This window comes from Halomonas garicola (genome assembly GCF_055382465.1).
The window spans coordinates 1,460,642-1,484,970 of the sequence record NZ_AP043931.1 but is presented as its reverse complement, the minus strand read 5'-3'; the positions used below and the strand labels follow the sequence as shown (position 1 = coordinate 1,484,970).

16 protein-coding genes, 2 tRNA genes and 3 rRNA genes are annotated in these 24,329 nt (G+C 62.2%); 9 read left to right on the top strand and 12 right to left on the bottom strand.

The window, feature by feature from the left end; translation table 11 throughout:
* Positions 1 to 4: 4 nt before the first annotated feature.
* The 3 genes from thrS to ACZ46Y_RS07265 all read right to left on the bottom strand — a co-directional run bounded on the left by thrS (position 5) and on the right by ACZ46Y_RS07265 (position 3,706).
* On the bottom strand, positions 5 to 1,927 hold the full coding sequence (gene thrS / locus ACZ46Y_RS07275) for a threonine--tRNA ligase (protein WP_311952581.1): 1,923 nt from the start codon (positions 1,925 to 1,927) through the stop codon (positions 5 to 7).
* 209 nt (positions 1,928 to 2,136) lie between these two features.
* On the bottom strand, positions 2,137 to 3,006 hold the full coding sequence (locus ACZ46Y_RS07270; RefSeq protein WP_311952578.1) for an OmpA family protein: 870 nt from the start codon (positions 3,004 to 3,006) through the stop codon (positions 2,137 to 2,139).
* A gap of 232 nt (positions 3,007 to 3,238) precedes the next feature.
* Positions 3,239 to 3,706, bottom strand: coding sequence for a DUF2489 domain-containing protein (locus ACZ46Y_RS07265; RefSeq protein ID WP_311952575.1), 468 nt, complete (start codon positions 3,704 to 3,706; stop codon positions 3,239 to 3,241).
* Positions 3,707 to 3,898: 192 nt separating this feature from the next.
* On the opposite strand from ACZ46Y_RS07265, the gene ACZ46Y_RS07260 reads away from it, so the two are divergent.
* Complete coding sequence (locus ACZ46Y_RS07260; RefSeq protein WP_311952572.1) at positions 3,899 to 4,120, top strand: hypothetical protein; 222 nt, start codon at positions 3,899 to 3,901, stop codon at positions 4,118 to 4,120.
* A 67-nt stretch (positions 4,121 to 4,187) separates the two neighbouring features.
* On the opposite strand, the gene rrf is transcribed toward ACZ46Y_RS07260, so the two are convergent.
* From rrf to ACZ46Y_RS07225, 7 genes are all read right to left on the bottom strand, one after another.
* A 5S ribosomal RNA gene (rrf, locus tag ACZ46Y_RS07255) occupies positions 4,188 to 4,303 on the bottom strand.
* Positions 4,304 to 4,389: 86 nt separating this feature from the next.
* Positions 4,390 to 7,379: ribosomal RNA gene (locus ACZ46Y_RS07250) — 23S ribosomal RNA — on the bottom strand.
* Between the two features lie 214 nt (positions 7,380 to 7,593).
* Positions 7,594 to 7,669 (bottom strand) — tRNA-Ala (locus ACZ46Y_RS07245).
* A 120-nt stretch (positions 7,670 to 7,789) separates the two neighbouring features.
* Positions 7,790 to 7,866: transfer RNA gene (locus tag ACZ46Y_RS07240), tRNA-Ile, on the bottom strand.
* Positions 7,867 to 8,034: 168 nt separating this feature from the next.
* Positions 8,035 to 9,567: ribosomal RNA gene (locus tag ACZ46Y_RS07235) — 16S ribosomal RNA — on the bottom strand.
* Together the 16S, 23S and 5S rRNA genes with 2 tRNA genes alongside form the textbook arrangement of a ribosomal RNA operon.
* Before the next feature lie 289 nt (positions 9,568 to 9,856).
* Complete coding sequence (locus tag ACZ46Y_RS07230; RefSeq protein WP_311956914.1) at positions 9,857 to 10,867, bottom strand: adenosine deaminase; 1,011 nt, start codon at positions 10,865 to 10,867, stop codon at positions 9,857 to 9,859.
* A gap of 40 nt (positions 10,868 to 10,907) precedes the next feature.
* Positions 10,908 to 11,879: a calcium/sodium antiporter gene (locus ACZ46Y_RS07225; protein ID WP_311956912.1), complete on the bottom strand. Its 972-nt coding sequence runs from the start codon at positions 11,877 to 11,879 to the stop codon at positions 10,908 to 10,910.
* Between the two features lie 153 nt (positions 11,880 to 12,032).
* On the opposite strand from ACZ46Y_RS07225, the gene ACZ46Y_RS07220 reads away from it, so the two are divergent.
* The 6 genes from ACZ46Y_RS07220 (at position 12,033) to ACZ46Y_RS07195 (ending at position 18,744) form a co-directional block, all read left to right on the top strand.
* Positions 12,033 to 13,400, top strand: coding sequence for a paraquat-inducible protein A (locus ACZ46Y_RS07220; protein WP_311956911.1), 1,368 nt, complete (start codon positions 12,033 to 12,035; stop codon positions 13,398 to 13,400).
* Complete coding sequence (gene pqiB, locus ACZ46Y_RS07215; protein ID WP_311956910.1) at positions 13,393 to 15,090, top strand: intermembrane transport protein PqiB; 1,698 nt, start codon at positions 13,393 to 13,395, stop codon at positions 15,088 to 15,090. The genes ACZ46Y_RS07220 and pqiB overlap by 8 nt, the downstream gene beginning before the upstream one ends.
* Before the next feature lie 45 nt (positions 15,091 to 15,135).
* Complete coding sequence (locus ACZ46Y_RS07210) at positions 15,136 to 15,723, top strand: PqiC family protein (RefSeq protein ID WP_311956909.1); 588 nt, start codon at positions 15,136 to 15,138, stop codon at positions 15,721 to 15,723.
* A 110-nt stretch (positions 15,724 to 15,833) separates the two neighbouring features.
* Positions 15,834 to 17,102 (top strand): DEAD/DEAH box helicase, encoded by a 1,269-nt coding sequence (locus ACZ46Y_RS07205; RefSeq protein ID WP_311956908.1) that lies wholly within the window; start codon positions 15,834 to 15,836, stop codon positions 17,100 to 17,102.
* 47 nt (positions 17,103 to 17,149) lie between these two features.
* Positions 17,150 to 17,650, top strand: coding sequence for a hypothetical protein (locus ACZ46Y_RS07200; protein WP_311956907.1), 501 nt, complete (start codon positions 17,150 to 17,152; stop codon positions 17,648 to 17,650).
* A gap of 20 nt (positions 17,651 to 17,670) precedes the next feature.
* Positions 17,671 to 18,744 (top strand): asparaginase, encoded by a 1,074-nt coding sequence (locus tag ACZ46Y_RS07195; RefSeq protein WP_311956905.1) that lies wholly within the window; start codon positions 17,671 to 17,673, stop codon positions 18,742 to 18,744.
* Here the strand turns inward: ACZ46Y_RS07195 and ACZ46Y_RS07190 are convergent.
* Entirely contained in the window at positions 18,741 to 19,163 is a 423-nt protein-coding gene (locus ACZ46Y_RS07190; RefSeq protein WP_311956902.1) for an SRPBCC family protein, read from the bottom strand. The two genes, ACZ46Y_RS07195 and ACZ46Y_RS07190, sit on opposite strands and share 4 nt — an antisense overlap.
* Before the next feature lie 224 nt (positions 19,164 to 19,387).
* Here ACZ46Y_RS07190 and queC point away from each other — a divergent pair, with 224 nt between their 5' ends.
* Together queC and ACZ46Y_RS07180 are read left to right on the top strand one after the other, a co-directional pair.
* On the top strand, positions 19,388 to 20,086 hold the full coding sequence (queC, locus tag ACZ46Y_RS07185; protein ID WP_311956900.1) for a 7-cyano-7-deazaguanine synthase QueC: 699 nt from the start codon (positions 19,388 to 19,390) through the stop codon (positions 20,084 to 20,086).
* A 41-nt stretch (positions 20,087 to 20,127) separates the two neighbouring features.
* Positions 20,128 to 20,415, top strand: coding sequence for a YkgJ family cysteine cluster protein (locus ACZ46Y_RS07180; RefSeq protein WP_311956921.1), 288 nt, complete (start codon positions 20,128 to 20,130; stop codon positions 20,413 to 20,415).
* 5 nt (positions 20,416 to 20,420) lie between these two features.
* On the opposite strand, the gene ACZ46Y_RS07175 is transcribed toward ACZ46Y_RS07180, so the two are convergent.
* Positions 20,421 to 24,314 carry an AAA family ATPase gene (locus tag ACZ46Y_RS07175; RefSeq protein WP_311956898.1) on the bottom strand — a complete coding sequence of 1,298 codons (3,894 nt, stop codon included), beginning with the start codon at positions 24,312 to 24,314 and terminating at the stop codon, positions 20,421 to 20,423.
* Positions 24,315 to 24,329 lie beyond the last annotated feature (15 nt).

Below are 24,329 nucleotides of genomic sequence, written 5' to 3'. Positions count from 1 at the left end.
CTCCTTAGGCAATTGACGATGTCGTCAGAACCGCTCTCTCAGTGTCAAGACGCTGAATAAGCGCATCAACGGTCATGGTACCAAGATTTTCGCCGCCGCGCGTACGTACGGCGACCGAGTCAGTTTCAACTTCCTTATCTCCTACCACCAGGAGATAGGGAACTTTTTGCAGCGTGTGCTCACGGATTTTAAAGCCGATTTTCTCATTCCTCAAGTCGGCGTTGATCCGCAGCCCGGTTTGCGCCAGTCGCTGCTCCACGGCCAGGGCATAATCCCGCTGGGCATCGGTAATGGTCATGACCACGGCCTGCTGAGGGGCGAGCCACAGCGGCATGGCCCCGGCGTAGTGCTCAATCAGGATGCCCAGAAAGCGCTCGAAGGAGCCCAGAATGGCGCGGTGAAGCATAACCGGCACCTGGCGGCTGCCGTCTTCATCCACGTACTGGGCACTCAGCCGGCCGGGCAGATTGAAGTCGAGCTGTAGCGTACCACATTGCCACACGCGATTGAGACAGTCACGCAGAGAAAACTCGATTTTGGGGCCGTAAAACGCGCCTTCACCCGGCTGCAGCTCCCATTCGAGCCCGGTCGCGTCGAGCGCCGACTCCAGCCCTTTTTCTGCCTGGCTCCACAGCTCCGGCTCGCCCAGAAAATCATCCGGCCTCGTGGACAGCTTCAGCTCGACGTCTTCAAAGCCAAGCGTCTTGTAGACTTCCAGCGTTTGCGCAATAAACGCCTCGGCCTCGGACTGGATTTGCCCCTCGGTACAGAAGATATGCGCATCGTCCTGGGTAAAGCCGCGCACGCGCATCAGGCCGTGCAGCGAGCCCGAAGGCTCGTTGCGGTGGCAGCTGCCGAACTCTGCCAGGCGCAGCGGCAGATCGCGATAGCTTTTCAGCCCCTGGTTGAACACCTGGACGTGACACGGGCAGTTCATCGGCTTGACCGCGTATTCGCGCTTTTCCGACTCCGTGGTGAACATCAGCTCGCTGTAGTGCCCCCAGTGGCCGGACTTTTGCCACAGGGAAAGATCAACGACCTGAGGCGTCTTGATCTCCTGGTAGCCGTGCCGCAGCTGGACGTCGCGCATATAGTCCTCAAGCGCCCGATACATGCTCCAGCCGTTGGGATGCCAGAACACCATGCCCGGCGCTTCTTCCTGGAGGTGAAACAGGTCCATCTTGCGCGCAAGCTTACGATGGTCGCGCTTCTCGGCTTCTTCGAGACGCTTGAGGTAGGCCTTGAGCTGCTTCTTGTCTCCCCAGGCGGTGCCGTAGATGCGCGTCAGCATGGGGTTTTCCGCATCCCCGCGCCAATAGGCACCGGCCAGCTTGGTCAGTTTGAACGCCTTCAGGTGGCGCGTGTTGGGCACGTGGGGCCCGCGGCACATGTCAATATATTCTTCGTGATGATAAAGCCTGATGGTGGCGCCTTCGGGAATATCCCGCACAACTTCCTGCTTATAAGGCTCGTCACGGTGCAAAAACGTCAGCATCGCCTGGTCGCGATCGACGTACTCGCGAACTACGTCGTATTCCCGCTTGATCAGGGATTCCATGCGCGCTTCGATGGTTTCCAGGTCTTCCGGCGTTACCGATTGCCCGAAGTCGACGTCATAGTAGAAGCCGTCGTCAATGACCGGCCCGATTGCCATCTTCGCATCCGGATAGAGCTGCTTGACCGCATGCCCGACCAGATGGGCGCAGGAGTGGCGAATGATGTCCAGCCCTTCGGTATCGCGCGACGTAATGATGGCAACCTCAGCATCGTGCTCGATGACATCGGCGGCATCCACGAGTACGCCGTCAATTTTTCCGGCAATGCAGGCTTTGGCCAAACCTGGGCCGATGGACTCAGCCAGCTGCATAATGGAGCGGGGTTCATCAAGCGTGCGCTGGCTACCGTCAGGCAGGGTAACAATGGGCATTCAATTTTCCTTGAGCGCAGTGGTGATCCATACCAAGGATCACATGTCGCTATCAATGGGCTTTATCAGCGATATAGCAACAGCAAAAGCTGCAGCGGACAAAAGACTAACAAAAATAGCGGGCGGCTTAAATAAAAGACGGGAGGCATCAATGCCTCCCGTCCATTAGGTGACGCGGCTATGCCGCTATCAGCTTTCAACTGAGTGAGTTAGTTCCACTCATCGAGCTCTACACGGCGGTTTTCAGCGCGGCCGGCGTCGGTATCGTTGGACGCTACCGGACGCTCTTCACCGTAACCGGTGGAGTTCATGCGATTTTTCTGAATGCCGTGGCTCTGCAGGTAGCTGGCAACGGACTCAGCGCGACGCTGGGACAGTTCCTTGTTGTACTGCGCGCTGCCTACGGAGTCGGTGTGACCGTCAATGCGCACGCGTACGTCGGTGTTGTGCTCAAGCTTCTCGGCCACTTCGCTCAGCTCCTGCTCGGCCTGGCGAGTCAGCTTCGCCGAGTCAAACTCGAAGTTGACGCCTTCCAGCACCAGGCTTTCCTGGCAGCCAAGCGCGTTGACTTCTACACCGGCCGGCGTGTTCGGGCACTGGTCACGGAAGTCCGGAACGCCGTCGTTATCGGAGTCAAGCGGGCAGCCCTTGGCATCGACTTCAACGCCTGCCGGTGTGCCGGGGCACTCGTCGCGGTAGTCCGGAACGCCGTCGTTGTCGGAGTCGAGCGGGCAACCTTCGGCATCAACGGCGACGCCTGCCGGCACCTCACCGTAGCTCGGGCACTGCGGCTTGACTTCTTCGCTCTTGTCGGCACACAGGTAGGCTGCCAGGGCCGCACCAGTCGTTGCGCCAATGGCCGCACCGCTTTCCTCGTCAGAGTCACCGCTGGTGGCATAGCCCAGGCCGCCACCGATCAAACTGCCAGCGAGGCCACATACCGCAGGATGCTGGTACCAGCTGTTATCGGCATCGCTGCCCGACGTCTGACCGCCGGTTTGTGACGCTGAGTTAGCACAGCCGGAAAGCCCCAAAGCCAGAGCGGAACCGAGCAGCAAGCCAGTCGTTGATTTCTTCATGTATGACTCCTTTTTGATCCAATGCGTGAGGCCATATGATGCCAGCCTCGTTGTTCGTGCTTCTTCTGTTCAAACGGCTTTTTACTCAAGCACCCTCATCATTACCCTTTCATCCGGCAAAAGGCGACGTCTTTTTGACCCACGCAGTGATGGTTCGCGTCACCGCACACTCATGAGAAGGCACAGGTAGCCTAGCATAAAGCCCACAGATGTATTTTCAATGGTATATCGCTTAATGCAGCGTTTTTCCACCCTTCGAGCGCCAGAGCATCACGGCTTTTGCCGCGTCAATGACTGGCTGGTGCATTTCCTCTTCCACCTGCAGTCGTTCTTTATCTTCCCCCATACGCTCACGAGGGGAAAGACCCCTTCTCGCCGAATGGGTCTTCAAATGACGCGTTCTGCTATAAACATCGGAGAAAGCGCGAAATTCTTCGCGCTCGACCAGAGTAGGCTCTATTATTTCGAGCAGCACCTTGCAACGCCAGGCACCCTCGGTGATATTTACCTGTTCCTGCACTAGAGCAGCCGACACGTAATCCAGGTTTTCCAGGCTGTTGGTAATGGCCCGCGAATCTTCTTCCTTGCGAAACGCATCGCGCCGCCTTACTTCCCGGCGCAGCCGTGCGGCGTAGGCGGCTAATAGCAGAATGATGATAACGCCAGCGGCCAAAAGTATCATCGCTGTGCCTGAGCTCATAAGATCACCATCCCGACGGGTTGAAATTTCTACATCAATTGTACACAACGCTACTGCCCGAGAACACCTGGCCACGCTATTTTATGCCAGCCCCCATCGGCAACCTCAGCGGTCGGGCCTGTGTTTACTCCTTGCCTGTGTTAACTTTTCATAACCGCTGCCCGCAGCACAACGCGATAGAAGGAACTAACCGTGCGCCAACTCTACCTGACTTTTTTATGTGGCTTTTTAATAGTCGGCGCGGCCGGCTGTACTACCTATACCTGGCCTGACGGCTCAAAGGAAACCGTGCTCGGCGTGCCGGCAGAAAAAGAAAATGCGCGCTACGAGGATGACCGTAATGAGGCTATACGCTATCGCCTTCCCGGGGAAACTGACGATGAGGAAAAAGGCACTAGCCGCCCGATCCCTTGATTACTCGCCATGCCACAGCCACGCACACAAAAAACCCGGCGCGGGGCCGGGTTCTTTGCGTATAGATGCCTGACGATGTCCTACTCTCGCATGGGGAGGCCCCACACTACCATCGGCGCTGAGCGGTTTCACTGCTGAGTTCGGCAAGGGATCAGGTGGTTCCCGCTCGCTATGGCCGTCAGGCGTAACCGGTGATATATCATGCTGTTCGTGATCGTCTTGCGTATCCGGCTTGTCGTTGTCCTGCGACCCGACCCCTTGGGTGTTATAGGGTCAAGCCTCACGGGCACATTAGTACCGGTTAGCTCAACGCCTTGCAGCGCTTCCACACCCGGCCTATCAACCAGCTCGTCTTGCTGGGCCCTTCAGGAGGCTCAAGGCCTCGGGGATGTCTCATCTTGAAGGGGGCTTCCCGCTTAGATGCTTTCAGCGGTTATCCCGTCCGCACTTAGCTACCCGGCAATGCCACTGGCGTGACAACCGGAACACCAGAGGTGCGTCCACTCCGGTCCTCTCGTACTAGGAGCAGCCCTTCGCAAACATCCTGCGCCCACGGCAGATAGGGACCGAACTGTCTCACGACGTTCTAAACCCAGCTCGCGTACCACTTTAAATGGCGAACAGCCATACCCTTGGGACCGACTTCAGCCCCAGGATGTGATGAGCCGACATCGAGGTGCCAAACACCGCCGTCGATGTGAACTCTTGGGCGGTATCAGCCTGTTATCCCCGGAGTACCTTTTATCCGTTGAGCGATGGCCCTTCCATACAGAACCACCGGATCACTAGAACCTGCTTTCGCACCTGCTCGACGTGTCTGTCTCGCAGTCAAGCACCCTTGTGCTCTTGCACTCACTGCACGATGTCCAACCGTGCTGAGGGTACCTTCGTGCTCCTCCGTTACGCTTTGGGAGGAGACCGCCCCAGTCAAACTACCCACCACACACGGTCCTCGATCCGGATCACGGATCGGAGTGAGAACGCCAATGATGCCAGGCTGGTATTTCAAGGGTGGCTCCCCCCGGTCTGGCGACCGGGGTTCCAAGCCTCCCAGCTATCCTACACAAGCAACATCGGCGTCCAGTGTGAAGCTATAGTAAAGGTTCACGGGGTCTTTCCGTCTGGCCGCGGGTACACCGCATCTTCACGGCGATTTCAATTTCACTGAGTCTCGGGTGGAGACAGCGTGGCCATCATTACGCCATTCGTGCAGGTCGGAACTTACCCGACAAGGAATTTCGCTACCTTAGGACCGTTATAGTTACGGCCGCCGTTTACCGGGGCTTCGATCAAGCGCTTCGCCGAAGCTAACGCCATCACTTAACCTTCCGGCACCGGGCAGGCGTCACACCCTATACGTCCGCTTGCGCGTTAGCAGAGTGCTGTGTTTTTAGTAAACAGTTGTAGCCACCTGGTATCTTCGACCGCCTTCCGCTCCCCCCGCGTGGGGGTTCACGTACCGGCGGCGTGCCTTCTCCCGAAGTTACGGCACCATTTTGCCTAGTTCCTTCACCCGAGTTTTCTCAAGCGCCTGGGGATTCTCACCCTGACCACCTGTGTTGGTTTGGGGTACGGTCTCGCAGTATCTGAGGCTTAGAGGCTTTTCCTGGAAGCGTGGCATCGATGACTTCCAGCCCGTGGGCTGTTCGTCTCGTCTCTCGGCCTGGAACCACCGGATTTCCCTGATGGTTCAGCCTACGGACTTTCACCAGGACGACCGTCGCCTGGCTCACCTAGCCTTCTTCGTCCCCCCATCGCAATACTGTGAGGTACGGGAATATTGACCCGTTTCCCATCGACTACGCCTTTCGGCCTCGCCTTAGGGGCCGACTCACTCTGCTCCGATTAGCGTCGAACAGAAACCCTTGGTCTTCCGGCGAGGGCGTTTTTCACGCCCTTTATCGTTACTCATGTCAGCATTCGCACTCGTGATACCTCCAGCAGGCTTCTCAGCCTCCCTTCATCGGCTTACACGACGCTCCTCTACCACGTATCTAAAAAGACACGTCCGTAGCTTCGGTATCTGGTTTAGCCCCGTTACATCTTCCGCGCAGGCCGATTCGACTAGTGAGCTATTACGCTTTCTTTCAAGGATGGCTGCTTCTAAGCCAACCTCCTAGCTGTCTAAACCTTCCCACATCGTTTCCCACTTAACCAGAATTTGGGGACCTTAGCTGACGGTCTGGGTTGTTGCCCTTTCCACAATGGACGTTAGCACCCACTGTGTGTCTCCCACGCTGGCACTCACCGGTATTCGGAGTTTGCCTCGGGTTGGTAAGTCGGGATGACCCCCTAGCCGAAACAGTGCTCTACCCCCGGTGGTGATACGTGAGGCGCTACCTAAATAGCTTTCGAGGAGAACCAGCTATCTCCGGGCTTGATTAGCCTTTCACTCCGACCCACAGCTCATCCCCGCATTTTTCAACATACGTGGGTTCGAGCCTCCAGTTGATGTTACTCAACCTTCACTCTGGCCATGGGTAGATCGCCCGGTTTCGGGTCTATTCCCCGCAACTTGTCGCCCTGTTAAGACTCGCTTTCGCTACGCCTCCCCTACACGGTTAAGCTCGCTACGGAAAATAAGTCGCTGACCCATTATACAAAAGGTACGCGGTCACCCCATCACTAAGCCACCTCTGCTTGATTTTTGGGTTGAACGTTGCAGGCAACGTTAACCCTCAAGCGGATGTGATAATGATGAGCTCATCACGAAGAAGCTTAGTGATGGGGCTCCCACTGCTTGTACGCACACGGTTTCAGGATCTATTTCACTCCCCTCACTGGGGTTCTTTTCGCCTTTCCCTCACGGTACTGGTTCACTATCGGTCAGCCAGGAGTATTTAGCCTTGGAGGATGGTCCCCCCGTCTTCAGTCAAGGTTTCTCGTGCCCCGACCTACTCGATTTCACGCGATCGGATTTTCGACTACGGGGCTATCACCCACTATGGCGGCCCTTCCCAGGGCCTTCGTCTAATCGGTCACGCGCTTAAGGGCTACTCCCCGTTCGCTCGCCGCTACTGGGGGAATCTCGGTTGATTTCTGTTCCTCGGGGTACTGAGATGTTTCAGTTCCCCCGGTTCGCCTCGTATCCCTATGGATTCAGGATACGATACTCATCTTGTGATGAGTGGGTTGTCCCATTCAGAGATCGCCGGGTCAAAGGGTGTTTGCCACCTCGCCGACGCTTATCGCAGGCTTCCACGTCTTTCATCGCCTCTGGCTGCCTAGGCATCCACCGTGTGCGCTTCATTGCTTGACCCTATAACCCGAAGGAGTCGGGGTCGCAATGACAACGATATTGCCGGATACGCTTGAGACGTATCACATGATCTTCTCAAGGAAGATCGTTTTATCAGCATGATATATCTTGTTAAAGAGCGACTGTTCAATGAACAGTGATAAGCACGGCCCTGCGGCCGGTTCTTATCAGTGGTCACGGAACAACAAACGGTCAGTCAAGCCGGCGGGCGTATTGGTGGAGCCTAGCGGGATCGAACCGCTGACCTCCTGCGTGCAAGGCAGGCGCTCTCCCAGCTGAGCTAAGGCCCCAAATCGTCTTGCTATTTTGCTACCACACTGTTTTCACCAGAATTTTTGTAAGGCTAGGCAAAGTGCAGCGACGTATAGCCTGCTATACGAGCTGTGCTTTAACGCCGCATTACGAAAATTTGGTGGGTCTGGGCAGACTCGAACTGCCGACCTCACCCTTATCAGGGGTGCGCTCTAACCAACTGAGCTACAGACCCGGTACCGTGCAACTGCGACTCAATTCAACTGAGCTACAGTTCCGGTCTTTTCACCGCTTTCATGGCGACGAAGCATCGCCACAAGAACGGTCAAAAACTACCGTTTGCTCGATAAGTTTGACCAGGTAATTCACTGTGGGCACTTGCCGGGCGGGTAGACGCATCGGTTAAGGAGGTGATCCAGCCGCAGGTTCCCCTACGGCTACCTTGTTACGACTTCACCCCAGTCATGAACCACACCGTGGTGATCGCCTTCCGAAGTTAGGCTAACCACTTCTGGTGCAGTCCACTTCCATGGTGTGACGGGCGGTGTGTACAAGGCCCGGGAACGTATTCACCGTGCCATTCTGATGCACGATTACTAGCGATTCCGACTTCACGGAGTCGAGTTGCAGACTCCGATCCGGACTGAGACCGGCTTTATGGGATTCGCTCACTCTCGCAAGTTAGCTGCCCTTTGTGCCGGCCATTGTAGCACGTGTGTAGCCCTACCCGTAAGGGCCATGATGACTTGACGTCGTCCCCACCTTCCTCCGGTTTGTCACCGGCAGTCTCCCTAGAGTTCCCACCATTACGTGCTGGCAAATAGGGACAAGGGTTTCGCTCGTTACGGGACTTAACCCAACATTTCACAACACGAGCTGACGACAGCCATGCAGCACCTGTCACTGCGCTCCCGAAGGCACCCCGAGATCTCTCTCGGGTTCGCAGGATGTCAAGGGTAGGTAAGGTTCTTCGCGTTGCATCGAATTAAACCACATGCTCCACCGCTTGTGCGGGCCCCCGTCAATTCATTTGAGTTTTAACCTTGCGGCCGTACTCCCCAGGCGGTCGACTTATCGCGTTAACTTCGCCACAAGGGTCTCAAGGACCCCAACGGCTGGTCGACATCGTTTACGGCATGGACTACCAGGGTATCTAATCCTGTTTGCTACCCATGCTTTCGCACCTCAGCGTCAGTGTCAGTCCAGAAGGCCGCCTTCGCCACTGGTATTCCTCCCGATATCTACGCATTTCACCGCTACACCGGGAATTCCACCTTCCTCTCCTGCACTCTAGCGCGACAGTTCCGGATGCGATTCCCAGGTTGAGCCCGGGGCTTTCACAACCGGCTGATCGCGCCGCCTACGCGCGCTTTACGCCCAGTAATTCCGATTAACGCTTGCACCCTCCGTATTACCGCGGCTGCTGGCACGGAGTTAGCCGGTGCTTCTTCTGTGAGTGATGTCTCCCTGCCGGGGTATTAACCCGACAGCGTTCTTCCTCACTGAAAGTGCTTTACAACCCGAGGGCCTTCTTCACACACGCGGCATGGCTGGATCAGGCTTTCGCCCATTGTCCAATATTCCCCACTGCTGCCTCCCGTAGGAGTCCGGGCCGTGTCTCAGTCCCGGTGTGGCTGATCATCCTCTCAAACCAGCTACGGATCGTTGCCTTGGTAGGCCGTTACCCTACCAACCAGCTAATCCGACATAGGCTCATCCGATCGCGGGAGCCAAGGCCCCCTTTCTCCCGTAGGACGTATGCGGTATTAGCCTGAGTTTCCCCAGGTTATCCCCCACGACCGGGCAGATTCCTATGCGTTACTCACCCGTCCGCCGCTCGACGCCCAGGAGCAAGCTCCTGTCGTTTCCGCTCGACTTGCATGTGTTAAGCCTGCCGCCAGCGTTCAATCTGAGCCATGATCAAACTCTTCGGTTTACGATCATTGTGATCCTTGCTTTCCGCTGCCCGAGGGCATTGGAAAAAGCGGATCAAACTTGGCTCAAGGTTCCAAACGTTCTCAAAAAATCCAGAAATCGAGATTTCCAAATTCTGACGAGTCGCTTGCCTTGATAGTAGGTGATTTGTCACCCACCCAGGCAAGCGCCCACATGAATTACCTGATCAACTTGTTAAAGAGCTTGAGAAGTCGCGCTTGGCGCTGCCTCTCGATGGGTGCGTATCATACCAGCGATTAAACCGGCGTCAATTGTTCGCCGCGCTTTTTTTACTTCCCCGACGCCCACGCCAGGTCGGCGAGGCGGCCCAGCAGCGTTTGGCGCCTTGCTTCGGGCATAAAGCCTGCGCTGATAGCGCTTTGGCTGAGCGACAGGAACGTCGTTGCGTCCCAGCCAAACGCCTCCGCGCACGCCAGATGATTGCTTAGCATGCCGCCGCCGAAATACGCCGGATCATCCGAGCTGAGCGTAACATTGAGACCCGCCTCCCGCATGGCAGGCAGCGGATGCGCCGCCATCCTGTCGACGATGCCAAGGCTGACGTTGGAAAGCGGGCAAACGGTGAGCACCGTTTGCTCACGCCTCAAGCGCTCTACCAGCGTGTCGTCGGTCATGCACTGTATGCCGTGATCGATGCGCTCAACGCCAAGCTCGTCAAGCGCCTCGCGCACATAGGCAGCCGGCCCCTCTTCGCCGGCATGCGCCACCCGGGCCAGCCCGAGCTCGCCGGCCCGAGCAAATACGTCGGCAAAGCGGCCCGGCGGATAGCCACTCTCCGCGCTGTCCAGGCCGACGGCGTGCAGGTCCGGCCAGTAGTCGCGCGCCTGCTCGAGCAGAGAAGCCGCCTCAGCCACCGGGCGATCGCGCAAAAATGCCATGATCAGGCCTACGCTCAGATCAAGCGCCTGCTCGGCCTGGCGCACCGCGCCCAGCAGGCCCTGCATCACGCTTGCCAGAGGCACGCCCCGCTGTATATGCGCCTGGGGGTCAAAATGCATATCGATATGCATCACGCCCTCATCCCGGGCACGAATGAAATAGTCCATGGCCAGGTCATGAAAGTCCTGCGGCGTGCACAGCACGTTCATTCCCTGGTAATAAAGATTTAGAAATTCCTGCAGGTGACGAAAGCGGTACGCCTCTTCTACCTGCTCGATATCGGCGTAGAGCAGCGTAATACGGTTGCGCTCGGCCAGCCGGAACATCAGCTCCGGCTCAAGCGTTCCCTCGATATGCAGGTGCAGCTCCGCCTTGGGTAAGCGTTGCAAAAAATGCCGCATGGTCGTTTCCTTTTTTGTTATTGCATCGCCCAGAATCGCGTCAGGCGATGACCATGGATACCATGTAGGTAGTGTACGCCACGAACAGGGCGAGCAGGATGCCCCCTTCGAGGCGATTAATCTTGCGCGGGCGCCCGCGCCAGGAAAACGCAAAGATGATCATCAGCAGGGTCATCACCGTCATCACGATCCAGTCCCGGGTAAGCACGTCCGGCCCTGCTTCAATCGGAGTAATCACCCCGGCGAGCCCTACCACCCCAAGCGTATTGAAAAGGTTGGACCCCACCACGTTGCCCAGCACCATATCGTGCTCCTTGCGCCGCAGCGCGCTGACCGATGAAGCAAGCTCGGGCAGCGATGTGCCGATGGCCACCACGGTAAGCCCGATAACCAGTTCGCTGACGCCAAAGGCCGTGGCAATATCGACCGCGCCCCATACCAGCAAACGCGAGCTGCCGATCAGCACGACCAGGCCAGTGAGCGTCCAGCCAAGCGCGGCGCCCCGGGACATGGGCTGGCTATCCAGCGAGTCGCTGACCTCATCCATCAGCGCGTCGTCCTTTTGCGCTCGCGACTGCAGGATGCTCAGCGTCATGAAACCGCCGAGAATCAGCAAGATCATCGCCGCTTCCCAGCGGGCCACAAAACCGTCGAGCAGGATAACCCCGGTCAGCACCGTGACCATCATCAGCACCGGCATTTCCTTGCGGATGACGCTTGAGTGCACGGCAAGGGGTGCCAGCAGCGCCACCAGCCCCAGCACCAGACCAATGTTGGCAATATTGGAGCCGTAGGCGTTGCCCACGGCAAGCCCGGGGCTACCCTGTAGCGCGGCAAGCACCGACACCATCATTTCCGGCGCCGAGGTGCCAAAACCGATCACCAGCATGCCGATGAGCAGCGGCGACAGCCCGAGCCAGCGCGACGTCGCCGCCGCGCCGTCAATGAACTTGTCGGCACTCCAGACCAATAACACCAGGCCGGCTATCACGGCCAGGACGGGAAGCAGCATAACGTTTCCTTCGTGGGTTTATCTGGGTACTATCGCCGCTGCATCGTTATGGAAGCGGCCGGGCGCGTCAAGCGCTGATCCACGCTCAGGAAAAAAGCGTGCCGAACATGCCCCGAGGCTTGCCAACGCATTAGCGCGTAGTAAGGAGAAGGATTGGTTCAGTATCGTCTGCTCAAACGGCCTGCGCTCCCCCGCCAGGCCCCCTATGTAGACCGTTCGCCGCCCGAGATCCACACTCGGCGCCGGCGGCTGCGCGCCTGTCACGAATGCGACTGGCTCTGTGCTCTGCCGCCGCTGAGCCCCGGCGAAAAAGCCGCCTGCCCGCGCTGCCACCATGCGCTGGTCAGGCGCCATCACCACCCGGCCCAGCGCAGCATGGCGCTAGCCTTTGCCGCCTTCATCGCCCTGCTGGTAGCCGTCTCGTTTCCCTTTATCAGCTTCAGCGTCAGCGGCGTCAGCAACCGTATCGAGCTGCACCAGACCGCCACGGCGCTCATCAACTTTCATCAGCCGGTAGTAGCCGTTGTGGTTATCCTGACCATCGTGGTGCTGCCGGCCTGCTACCTGCTGGCCGTCATGTGGCTACAGCTGGGGCTGATGCGCTATCGCCCGCTGCCGTTCAGCCGCGATATTGCCCGGGCGCTCACCCACCTGACGCCCTGGATGATGGCCGATGTCTTCATCATTGGCGCCCTGGTTAGCCTGATCAAGATTTCCGGTCTGGCGCAGATATCGCTGGGGCTATCGTTCTGGGCGTTTTGCGTTTTCGCCTTTTTATTGCTGCTGACCAGCCAGTCGCTGGATGCCGACTGGCTGTGGTTTTCCCTCGACGGCGAACCCCTGGCACCGGAAGGCGCTCAAACAGGCGCTCCCGCCGCGGCCCAGCAGCTGACCGGCTGCGCCACCTGCGGGCTGGTCAACCGCCTGGAAACCACAGGCAAGACGCGCTGCCGGCGCTGCGGAGAGCGCCTTCACGCCCGCCATCCGCACAGTATTCAGCGCACCTGGGCATTTCTCGTCGCCGCGGCGATCCTGTATATTCCGGCTAATCTGTACCCGATCATGAACGTGACCAGCCTGGGGGAAGCCTCCTCGTCCACCATCATCGGCGGCGTCGTTGAGCTCTACCAGTCAGGCTCGTGGCCCATTGCGCTGGTTATTTTCGTTGCCAGCGTCATGGTGCCGGTCGGCAAGCTGTTCGCCCTTAGCTGGCTATGCCTTGTCACCCGTCGAGGCCGCACGATCAACGCCCAAAGCCGCACTGTCCTCTATCGCGTCACCGATTTTATCGGCCGCTGGTCGATGGTCGACGTCTTTGTTGTGGCCATCCTTGTGGCGCTGATCCGCGCCGGGACGCTGATGTCGATCACTCCCGGCCCCGCTGAGCTGGCTTTTGGCGCGGTGGTCATCCTTACCATGCTGGCCGCCATGTCGTTTGACCCGCGCCTGATCTGGGACGCTCCCTTGCCGGCTGCCAAAGCGCAAACTCACACCGCCTTTCAGGGAACTGTCGATGGCTAATGAAACACCAAATGACCACCGCACGCCCAATGATCCCACGCCGACCTCGGGGCTGGATCGGGCCAAGGCGTCGGCTCAGGCAAGGCTATCGCCTATCTGGATCATTCCGCTGATCGCCGTGGTCATCGGCATGTGGCTGGTTTACGACAACTACTCCAGCCGCGGCACCCAGATCAAACTCACCATGGAAAACGCCGAAGGCATCGAGGCCGGTAAGACCCTGATCCGCACGCGCAACGTCGAAGTCGGCCAGGTCCAGAGCGTGCGTCTGTCCGACGATCTCTCCCACGCCGTTATCGGCGCCCGGATCCATCCCGAGGCCGAAGACATGCTCACCGAAGACAGCCGCTTCTGGGTGGTCAAGCCGCGCATTGGCCGGGAAGGCATCAGCGGGCTTAACACCGTGCTGTCCGGCGCCTATATCCAGCTTGAGCCGGGCAGCTCCGACGAGCTCAAGCGCGAGTTCACGGTCAGCGACGTGCCGCCGGTAGCGCCAACAGGCGTCGCCGGTCTGCAGCTCACCCTGGTCAGCGAGCTTGGCAACTCGATGAAGGTAGGCGACCCGGTCTCCTATCAGGGCTACACCGTAGGCCGCGTCGAAGAAGTCAATTTCAAGCCCGAAGAGCGCCAGGTGTCGCACAACATCTTTATCGAAAAACCCTACGCCAGCCTGGTCACCGACAACACGCGGTTCTGGAACACCAGCGGCATTGACTTTCGCCTGGATGCCGACGGCATCAGGGTCAACCTGGAATCCCTCGAAGCCCTGCTGGGCGGCGGCGTCACCTTTGGCGTCCCCGCCGACCTGCCCACGGGCCAGGCCGTCGACTCCAACACCCGCTTCAGCCTGTATGCCGATGAGGACAGCGCGCGCCAGGGCACCTTCGATCGCTACATCGAATACGTCCTGCTGGTCGACGACACCGTGCGCGGCCTGAAAAAAGGCGCTCCGGTCGAGTTTCGCGGCGTCCGCGTGGGGACCGTCGCCGCCGTGCCCTGGAACTTTACCGCGCCTCAGCCGGACTCGCGCTCAAGCTTTGCCATCCCCGTGCTGATCCGGATCGAGCCTCAGCGCCTGGGCATTGCCGATGAAGGGCTCGACCTTGACGAGTGGCAGACGCGCTTTCGGCAGATGTTCGATATCGGCCTGCGCGCCACCCTCAAAAACGGCAACCTGCTCACCGGTGCCCTGTTTGTCGACCTGAACTTCCAGGATAGCGAAAGCGACGACTACGCTGCCGAAACCTTTGCCGACGTGCGCGTCTTCCCCACTACCACCGGCGGTTTCGCGCAGATTCAGGCGCAGATCACCACGCTGCTGGAAAAGCTCAACGAGCTCGATGTCGACCCGTTACTCGACGGGCTGGACCGCAACATGCAGGCGGCCGAAGCCACGCTCAACGAAGTACAGGGCGTCTCCGAGTCGCTCAACAACCTGCTCGACAGCCCCGAAACCCAAAACATCGGCAGCAATCTGAACGAGACGCTCAAAGAGCTTCGCACTACGCTTGAGGGCGTATCGCCGAATTCGCCGGCGTACCGGGACATTCTTTCGACCATGGAACGCATCGAACGCTTGCTGCGCGACCTGCAGCCGCTAACCAAAACGCTGAACGAGAACCCGCGGGCGCTGCTGTTTGACAACCTTGATACCGAAGATCCCGTGCCGCGGGCACCGGAAGCTCCCTGATCACGCACCGGCGCCCGATGTCAACGCCACTAAAAAGGAAATGCCATGCTTGTCTTCCAGCGCCTTTTGCCATTGCTCGCCGTGCTGTTGCTGGGCCTCGGGCTTGGCGGCTGTGCCGGTAAGGTGTCGCCGTCCTCGCGCTACCTGCTGCCGGCCGCTACCCCTGAAGTGCCCAGCGCGCCCGAGGCGACGCTGGCGCTTGGGCGGCTACGCCTGGCGCACTACCTGGACGTCGAGGGCATCGTCATGCAGCTTGACGACATCGAGCTTCGCGAAGCCCGAGAGCACCGCTGGGCCGAAGGCCTTGATCAGCAGCTGACGCGCAATCTCAAGGCGCACCTGTCCCAGGACTTGCCGGCCTGGCGCGTCACCCAGGCAAGCCCGGGCGACAACGACGCCTATAACTTGGACGTCAGCATCGACCAGTTCCAGGGACGCCACGACGGCTACGCCGTGGCCAGCGGCCAGTGGCAGCTGCGAAGCGCCGAGGGCCGCCTTTTGCACATGGACAGCTTCAGCGCCCGCACCGCCCTTGAGCAAGACGGCTACCCCGCCTTGGTGCGCGCCCTGGGCCAGAGCCTTGAGCAAGCCGCCGACGAGATTGCCGCCGGCATCCGGCGCGCCGTGTTATGATGCGCGACCGCGTTTAGCGCGCGACGCTTTTATTATTGTTGACTACGCCGGGCAGCGCTTGCCGGCGTTTTATCACACGGCGATCGTTTCCGGCGCCGTGCGGAGATACTATGGATTTTTCTGACCTTGGCTTAACGGCCGAACTGCTTGAAGCGATCAACGCCGAAGGCTATACCACGCCCACCCCTATTCAGGCCCAAGCGATTCCTACGGTCCTTGCGGGCCACGACCTGCTGGCCAGCGCCCAGACCGGCACCGGCAAGACCGCCGGCTTCGGCCTGCCCATGCTTCAGCTCCTTGAGCGCGGCCGGCCGGCGAAAAGCCGCCAGGTACGCTCGCTGGTGCTGGCGCCGACCCGGGAGCTCGCCGCCCAGGTGGGCAAGAGCATTGCCGCTTACGGCGCCGGGCTCAAGCTGCGAACTCAGGTCATCTTTGGTGGCGTGGGCCAGAACCCCCAGGTCGAAGCGCTCAAGCGCGGGGTCGATATCCTCATCGCCACGCCCGGGCGGCTGCTGGACCTGCACCAGCAGGGCCACGTCGACCTCTCGAGCCTGGAAATTCTCGTGCTTGACGAAGCCGACCGCATGCTCGACATGGGCTTTATTCACGACATCAAGCGGCTGTTGCGGCTGATGCCGACCAAGCGTCAGAACCTGATGTTCTCCGCCACTTTCTCCAACGATATTCAGGCGTTGGCCAAACAGCTGCTGGACGACCCCAAGCAGATCGACGTGGCGCCGCGCAACACCACCGCGGAAAAGATCGAGCAGACCGTCTATCAGGTCGACCGGGAGAAAAAGCGCGAGCTGCTGGCCCACCTGATCGACACCCAGCAGTGGTATCAGGTGCTGGTCTTTACCCGCACCAAGCACGGCGCCAACCGCCTCGCCGAACAGCTCTCCAAGCGCTCCATCCCCGCCATGGCCATCCACGGCAATAAAAGCCAGGGCGCGAGAACTCGGGCGCTGGGGGCCTTCAAGAGCGGAGATCTGCAGGTGCTCGTCGCCACCGACATTGCCGCGCGCGGGCTGGATATCCACCAGCTGCCCTACGTGGTCAACTTCGATTTGCCCAACGTCGCCGAAGACTACGTGCACCGCATCGGCCGCACCGGGCGCGCCGGCAGCCAGGGCGAAGCCGTCTCGCTGGTCTGCATCGATGAAGCCCAGCTGCTGAAAAACATCGAGCGGGTGATCAAGACCTCGCTCGAGCGCCGGGTGGAGCCGGGCTTCGAGCCGGATCCCAACGCCGTCGCCCAGCCGATTGAAAACGGCCGCCGCTCCGGCAAACCGCGCAGCGACAGTCGCGCGCCCAGCTCCGACCGCAACCGCAAGCCGCGGCGCTCGCGCAACCGTCAGCGCAGCTCCCAGAGCCGCTAGCGCCCAGCGCGGCCTGCCCTTTTTTATTGACACAACGTGGAGTGACTATGGCGTCGTCCAGCCTAATTGCCGATTACCGCCGCTGGCTCACCTTTCAGCGCCAGGAACAGCTGAGCCGGGAGCACGCCGGCATCGTCCAGCGCCTGGAAGAGGCCCACGCCTCCTCCCGGCAGGTCATGCAGGCCTACCGCAGCATGGCGGAAAAAGCCGCCGCCGAAGGCGCCTGCTACCGCACGCTGTTTTTGCGCACCCGGGAAGACGGCGAAGCGCTGGTATGCGAAGGCTGGCTGTTTATCCGCCGCCTGCTCAGCGAAGGCCAGCAGGCGCGGATACGCGCCACCCTGCTGGAAACCTTCACCCTGGAAGACGGCGTCATCGCCCCCGGCGACAAGCCCGCGCGCAAGGTCACCCTGGAAATTTTCGATCGCGTGCACATGGACAAAGGCATGCGCACCAACGTTCAGGTGGACTGCCTGGATAACGACCACGACTACCACTTCATCACCCTGCTGGACGCCGTGCGCGGCGACCTGCGCCCCCACCTCTAACCGAGGATCAGGAGAGCCGCATGGACGATACCGTTAACCGCCGTCAAGCCCTGCCGGTGCGGGTCATCTATACCGGCGGCACCATCGGCATGCTGCCCGGCGAGGGCGGCCTGGCTCCGGGCGGCGACTTCGCCGCTCGGCTGGAAAAAGCGCTGGCCACCCTGCCGGTAGACAGGCGTCGGGCGCTACCGGCGCGGGCGGTACACAGCTACTCGCGCCTGATTGACTCAAGCGCGGTCACGCCGCGGGACTGGCACACCCTGGCCGAAGATATTCGAGCGCATCGCGCCGACTACGCCGGCGTCGTGGTGGTGCACGGCACCGACACCCTGAGCTGGACGGCGGCGAGCCTTTCCCTGCAGCTGCGCACCCCGGGCTTTCCGGTCATCGTCACCGGCGCCATGCAGCCGCTGGAAGCGCCGGGCAGCGACGCGCTTGATAACCTTGAGGGCGCGCTGCGCTTCGCCGCGGAGCCTGGCCTTGACGGCGTCGCGGTGTATTTTGCCGGCCGCCTGCTCCACGGCGCCCGGGCCATCAAAGAGCACGCCTCGGCGGCGGATGCGTTCGCCAGCCCCAACGCCCGGTTGCTGGGCGAATACCGCGGGGCACCGCGGCTGTTCGCCCCTCCCCGGAACACCGGCCCCGACGCCGACGTCGTCAGGCTGTTGACCCGCGCGCCGGCGGACTATGGCCAGGTGAATCAGGGTGAGGTCGCAAGAATCGTGCTGTGGCCGGGCATGGCAGCCTGGCAGCTGGGCGCCTGGCTGGAGGATAGCCGGGTGGCAGGGGCGCTTTTAGAGCTGTGGGGTGCGGGCAACATTGCCGACGACCCGGCGCTGCTCGAGGTGCTCAGGCGGGCGGGCGACCGGGGCAAGCTGATGGCCGCAGTCAGCCAGTGCCCCCGGGGCAGAGTAGCCATGGGAGCCTACGCCGCCGGCCAGGGGCTTAACCGGGCCGGGGTGCTTTCCGGCGCCGATATGACCCCGGAAGCCGTCTACACTAAGCTTGTTCACCTGCTCGCCCTGCCGCTTGACAGCGCCGCGCGCCGCCGGCTATTCATCGCGCCCTGGGCCGGGGAGCGCAGCGACGACTAATCGCCGTTGTCGAGCCTGGCTTCCACCCGCTCGAGGATTTGCCGGCTGACCTTGCTTACCAGCGGCGTCGCCGCCCGGTTGACGGCCTTTTCCATCAGCCGGCTGCCGATCTCGTAGCTCAGCGTCAGGGTCACCTCGGTCCCCTCGGGCACGCGCTCCAGGTGATAGCGCCCCTGGTTTTTCACCCCGCTCAGCGATTTCCAGGCAAGCGTTGTCGGCGCGCTGGCCTCCACCACCGCCACGTCGAAGGTCCAGTCCATCTTCAGCGCGTGGACGTACCAGCGGTAGCGCTCATCGCCCAGCGGCTCGATGCGCTCGATCAGATCCGAATAGTCGGCAAAATCCTCGACCCGGCGCAGCAGGGCAAACACGCGCTCGGGGGCGGCGCTGACAATCTCGCTATGTTCAATAGTGGCCATGAGGGTTTCCCCGGGTAAAAGTCTTTGGCGTAGGCACAGGGCCATGATGCCAAGCCTAACACGCCGGCAAGGCGGGCCTCACAAATCCCGCCTCGGCAGGGCAAGCTCAGGCATCGCGCCTTTTATGGGCTGCCTGACTGGCGTAAACTGCCCGGCGCCGGACCGGATCCCGGATGCGCCCCGCCGCCCTCGGGGCCTATACACTCTCCGCCCAAGGACACCGTATGCCTGCCCCGAACACGCCTGAATCAAACGCCGCCGTCGTCATCTATTCCGGCGGCATGGACTCCTTTACCGTACTGCACCGCGCCCTGCGCGAAGGCCGCCGGGTCCATGCGCTGTCGTTCGACTACGGGCAGCGCCACGCCCGCGAGCTGGAAACGGCTCGCCGGGTGTGTCAAGCGCTGGACATACCGCATCAGGTGGTGGATATCCGCGCGATACACGGCCTGATCGATAACTCCGCGCTCACCGACGCCTCCCGCTCCGTCCCCGAAGGCGACTACGCCGAGGACAACCTCGCCGCGACGGCGGTCCCCAACCGCAACATGATTCTTTTATCGCTTGCCATTGCCAAGGCGGTCAACATCGGCGCCGACCGCGTCGACTACGGCGCCCACGGCGGCGAGCACGTCCTCTACCCGGACTGCCGCCCCGAGTTTGTCGAGGCCATGCGCCACGCCGCGGGCCTTGCCAACCTGGCGCCGGTCGAGGTGCATGCCCCCTACCTGGACCGGACGAAAAGTGACATTCTGGCGGACGGCCTGGCCATGGGGCTTGACTACGCCGAGACCTGGACGTGCTATGCGGGCAGCGAGCTCGCCTGCGGCCAGTGCGCCAGCTGCCGGGAACGGCTCGAGGCCTTCGCCGCCAACGGCGCGCGCGATCCGCTGGCCTACGCAAGCGCTCCGGGCCACTCGTGAGCCGCCCTGCTACCGACAGCGCGGCCGGCCGGGTATTTTATATCGCCCCCGCCGAGGCGCCGCCGGCGTCGACCTCTGACGGCTGCCGCCCGGGCTGCGGCGCCTGCTGCATCGCGCCTTCCATCAGCTCGCCGATTCCCGGAATGCCCGACGGCAAGCCGGCCGGCGAGCGCTGCGCCCAGCTGGATGATGATAACCTCTGCCGGCTATTCAACGACCCTCGCCGCCCGGCCGTTTGCCGGCAGTTCGACTACGACGCCGCCGTCTGCGGCGAGCACCGCAACGACGCCCTGGACACGCTCACCGCGCTTGAAACCCTGACCGCCTGAGCCGGTCATGATTCAGGGGAAGCCGCGGCCAGCCGCCGCTCGGCAAGGCTCATCCAGCGCAGCAGCACCGGCGCATCGCTGTGCCGGACCTCTCCCAGCAGACGCCGAAAGTCGTCAAGCGCCGCCTCATCGTCCGGGGCAACCAGGGTCAGCCACAGCTCGAGCGCGGCAAGCGCCTGGTGGCGATTGCCCTGCTTGCGCGCCCGTCCAAGCGCCAGCTCGGCGAGCGCCGTTACGTCCGCCGTCGGCCGCCCCTGGCGATCGCGCACGTAGGCCAGCTGAACGGCAAGTTCGGGCAGAAACAGCGTATCGCGCTTCAGGGCAATCTTGAGGCACCGGTCGAGATAGCCTTCTACCGTATCCAGCTTGCCCAGCGCCAGGCAGGCGTCGGTGTACCACAGCACCGGGCGCAGGTAGCGCTCAAAGCCGGTGAGCTCGGCCATGTGCGTCAGGCACTCTTCCAGCTCGGCAAGTCCTTCGCCATCGCCGCCCAGCGCCCGTTGCCAGCCACGCACACCCCGGGCCGAGATCTGCCACAGCGCCAGATCCGCCGTATTGGCAATGGCGGCGGCCCGTTCGGCATGGCGGCTGGCCAGGTGCACGTGCCCCAGCTGGCGGTACAGTGCGGCCCCCACCAGGTGCGCCATGGCCTGCGTGCCCGGATGATTGATCCGCGCGGCCAGGCGTATCGCGCTTTCCACCTGGCGCTCGGCGCGGGCATAGTCGCCGTACAGGCACAGCGCCCAGCTCTGAAAGCACGCCGCGGACACCTGAGGGTGATCGGAAAACGGCAGCCACTCGATCATCATCGGCGCATTGAGCGGATCCAGCGCTTCCAGCCGGCGGTGCGCCTCGTCGACGTTGGCCGTCCAGTAGGCGCTGTGGGCCCGGGCGTAGCCCGCCAGCCGGCGGTAGCGCGGCTCTTCAAGCCGCCCCGCCAGATCCATCAGGGTCGCCACCAGGGCCTGAGCCTCCCGGTGGTCGTAGCGCTGGCTGCGCGCGACCCAAAGCCCCCAGCTGACCAGAAATTCCGCGCCCGTATCGGCGGGCGCGCCGTCTTCCCCGGGCGTTTTTTCCAGCAGCGCGCGGGCGCGCTGGAAGCTTTCCAGCGCCATGGGTGAGCCGTGGCCCTCAAGGGCAAACGCCGCCTGGCCGCGCACCGTCAGCAGGCTGACCTGCCGGGCGGGGTCGTAGTCCACCCGCGCCAGGCTTTCCAGCCCCGAATCCGCCATGCGCAGCGCCGTGCGGTTAGCGCTGACCTTGAGCGCCTCCCGGGCGGCAAGCTCGAAATAGCGGGCGCTGCGGGCATCGTGGCCGCTTCGCGCCAGGTGCACGGCGAAGTCGCCCGGATGGCGGCTGATCCAGATCGGAAAGCGCGCTTCGATCAGCGCGACGACCTGCCGGTGGAGAGTCACGCGCACGTCCCGCGGGCACGACAGGTAGGCGGCTTCCTGCAGCAGCTGATGGCTGAACTGGTACATCTTGGCACCCCCCTGCGGGTCGTCCACCGGCTCGATGATTTCGAGCTTGAGCATGTGCTCGAGCGCGCGGCCAAGGGCCGTTGCGTCCAGCTCGCTGCTCGCGGCGAGAAAATCCTGGCGAAAACGGCGGCCGAGTACCGCCGCGACATGGGCCACGTGACGATCGCCGCCCAGCTGGTCGATACGGCTGGCCAGCAGGCCAAAAAGACCGTTGGGCAGCGCGTCCAGCTGCATCGGGCGGCCGTCGCGCCGGTCCATGTCCAGCCGCCGGCAGATTTCCTGCAGGTAAAGCGGCACCCCGTCGCAGCGCTCGATGATACGGGAGCGCAGCCGCGGGCTCAGGTGCAGGCGGTAGCGCTTTGCCAGCAGCGTTAGCAGCCGCGACGACTGCAGCTCATCCAGCGGCCCCAGCGCTATCTGCTGGTCCCAGTGCAGCTTGCCCGGCAGCGCTTCGCGACCGTGATGGCTGGCCACCAGCATGAACGCCGCGTTGATGGGCAGGCGCGCCTGCAGGGCCGCCAGCATCTTGAACGACGGCTCGTCGACCCACTGCAGGTCGTCAATCATCAGCATCAGGCTGCGTTCGGCGGCCAGGCGCTCTATTAACCGCTGAACCAGCGCCACCACCAGCTCGGTGGCCTCTGCGCTGCGCGTCAGCCGAGCTACGTCGGTCGCCTCACTGGCCCCCAGCGCTTCTTCCAGCAGCCGCTGGCGCCCGGCTTCCAGCTCGGGCATGGCCAGCCGTCCCTGAAGGGCACGCAAGTGGGCGGCGTCGGGCCGTGCATCAACGTGCCAGGCCACCAGCCGGCGGGCCACGGCGTACGGCTCGAGCACCGAAAGGCGCGTCATCGGCTGCCAGCAAACCGCCGCGCCGCGGCTCAGCTCCAGCTGGCGGAACCCGACCATCAGCGCCGATTTGCCCACGCCCGCGGCACCGCTCACCAGCACGCTCTGGCGCAGCCCGATACCGGCCCGGGCCAGCGCATCGCGCAGCTGGCGCAGCGCGGTTTCGCGCCCCACCAGGCTCGGCGGCACCGCCTCCCAGCGGCCCTCGCCCCGGCCCAGCGCCAGCGCCCGCAGGCGTACCCGGCCGTCGCTTGCCACCCGTCGCGTGGTCAGCCGCGGCTGCAGGTCCAGCGCCGGCGGCATGTGCTGGCTGGCCTCGCGGGAGATCACCAGCTCGCTGCCTTCCGCCGCGCCCATCAGCTCGAGCGACGTTTGCGTCACCTGGCCCAGCGGGTCCGCCAGCTGGCGCTCGGGCAGGTAGATGACCCGGCCGCTGTGCAGCCCGGCCGCCAGGGTGAAACTCGGCACCTCCCCTTCGCCCTGCCAATGGCGCGCCGCCTCCTGGGGCAGCGCGTGGCGGCAGTGTTCGTAAAGCGCCACCAGCTCGGCCAGCTGGTGGGCCGGCCCGTGGGTGCCGAAACAGGCAAGCCCCAGCCCGCCGGTGGCGCCGGGCAGCCAGAAGCCGCCGAGGTGATGGCACTGCTGCTCCAGCCAGCGCAAAAGCGCGCGCTGCAGCGCCAGGCAGTGCTGCAGCGCGCCGCGCTCCTGCCATTCGCCTTCAAGCGTCAGGCGGATGGCCATGACCGACAGCTGGCGCAGCTCGATCTCGTCTTCGCGCAGCGGCTCGCTATCGGCGGCAAGCGCTCGAGAATAGGCGCCCTGGTGCGTCACCGCCTGGGGGGCGGCGGCGTCCGACCAGTAGCGGGCCAGCTGTAGAAACGCGGGCTCGGGCTGCTGGCCGGACAGCGCCAGCAGCTGCAGGTAGGCATTGTACTGCTCGTGAGCCGCGGCCAGCTGCCCCTGCTCGGCCAGCTGTTTGACCCGACGCTGATGAAACGGCCCGTAGCCGGAAAAGCGGCGGGTCAGGGTTTCCAGCACGGCATTGGGTACCGGCTCGCAGGTATCTAGCGCCTGCTCGGCAAAGCGGATGACCCGCTGGCGCCACTCGTTGCGCACCTGCACCAGCCAGCGCTGAAAAGCCGCGCAGCTGATCAGCTGCAGCTCTTCGACCAGATCCCCCTGATAGCACGCCAGCACCGCCTCAAGGCCGGCCAGGTCCCGGGGACCGTCGAGCAGCGCTTCCAAGCGGTAAAGGTCGACCTGCCAGGCCTCCGGCAGAGTCAGCGCAATGGTCTGACGCGATACGCTCAGCACCTCATCGCTATGCGCTCCCAGCGCCTGGCGCAGGCTGTGCAGCGCGTGACGCAGGTTGGTACGCCCGGAAGAAACGCCCTGATCCGGCCATAAAAGCTCGGCAAGCGCTGCCCGGCTCACCGGCTGGCGGTTAAGCAGCAGGTACACCAGCAGCGCCTTGACCTTGTCGTAGCTGAACCGGGTGAGCACATCTTGATCCAGGGTGAGCGAAAAGTGCCCCAGGAGGACAAGCTGGTCCGTCTTGCAAGCATCGCGCATGGGTAAGATCCTGGC

Coding starts and splice junctions, on each gene's coding strand:
- pqiB (WP_311956910.1), top strand. CDS start 13,393: ATGGCTAATGAAACACCAAATGACCACCGCACGCCCAATGATCCCACG.
- ACZ46Y_RS07175 (WP_311956898.1), bottom strand. CDS start 24,314: ATGCGCGATGCTTGCAAGACGGACCAGCTTGTCCTCCTGGGGCACTTT.
- ACZ46Y_RS07225 (WP_311956912.1), bottom strand. CDS start 11,879: ATGCTGCTTCCCGTCCTGGCCGTGATAGCCGGCCTGGTGTTATTGGTC.
- ACZ46Y_RS07205 (WP_311956908.1), top strand. CDS start 15,834: ATGGATTTTTCTGACCTTGGCTTAACGGCCGAACTGCTTGAAGCGATC.
- ACZ46Y_RS07270 (WP_311952578.1), bottom strand. CDS start 3,006: ATGAAGAAATCAACGACTGGCTTGCTGCTCGGTTCCGCTCTGGCTTTG.
- thrS (WP_311952581.1), bottom strand. CDS start 1,927: ATGCCCATTGTTACCCTGCCTGACGGTAGCCAGCGCACGCTTGATGAA.
- ACZ46Y_RS07210 (WP_311956909.1), top strand. CDS start 15,136: ATGCTTGTCTTCCAGCGCCTTTTGCCATTGCTCGCCGTGCTGTTGCTG.
- ACZ46Y_RS07265 (WP_311952575.1), bottom strand. CDS start 3,706: ATGAGCTCAGGCACAGCGATGATACTTTTGGCCGCTGGCGTTATCATC.
- ACZ46Y_RS07200 (WP_311956907.1), top strand. CDS start 17,150: ATGGCGTCGTCCAGCCTAATTGCCGATTACCGCCGCTGGCTCACCTTT.
- queC (WP_311956900.1), top strand. CDS start 19,388: ATGCCTGCCCCGAACACGCCTGAATCAAACGCCGCCGTCGTCATCTAT.
- ACZ46Y_RS07190 (WP_311956902.1), bottom strand. CDS start 19,163: ATGGCCACTATTGAACATAGCGAGATTGTCAGCGCCGCCCCCGAGCGC.
- ACZ46Y_RS07230 (WP_311956914.1), bottom strand. CDS start 10,867: ATGCGGCATTTTTTGCAACGCTTACCCAAGGCGGAGCTGCACCTGCAT.
- ACZ46Y_RS07195 (WP_311956905.1), top strand. CDS start 17,671: ATGGACGATACCGTTAACCGCCGTCAAGCCCTGCCGGTGCGGGTCATC.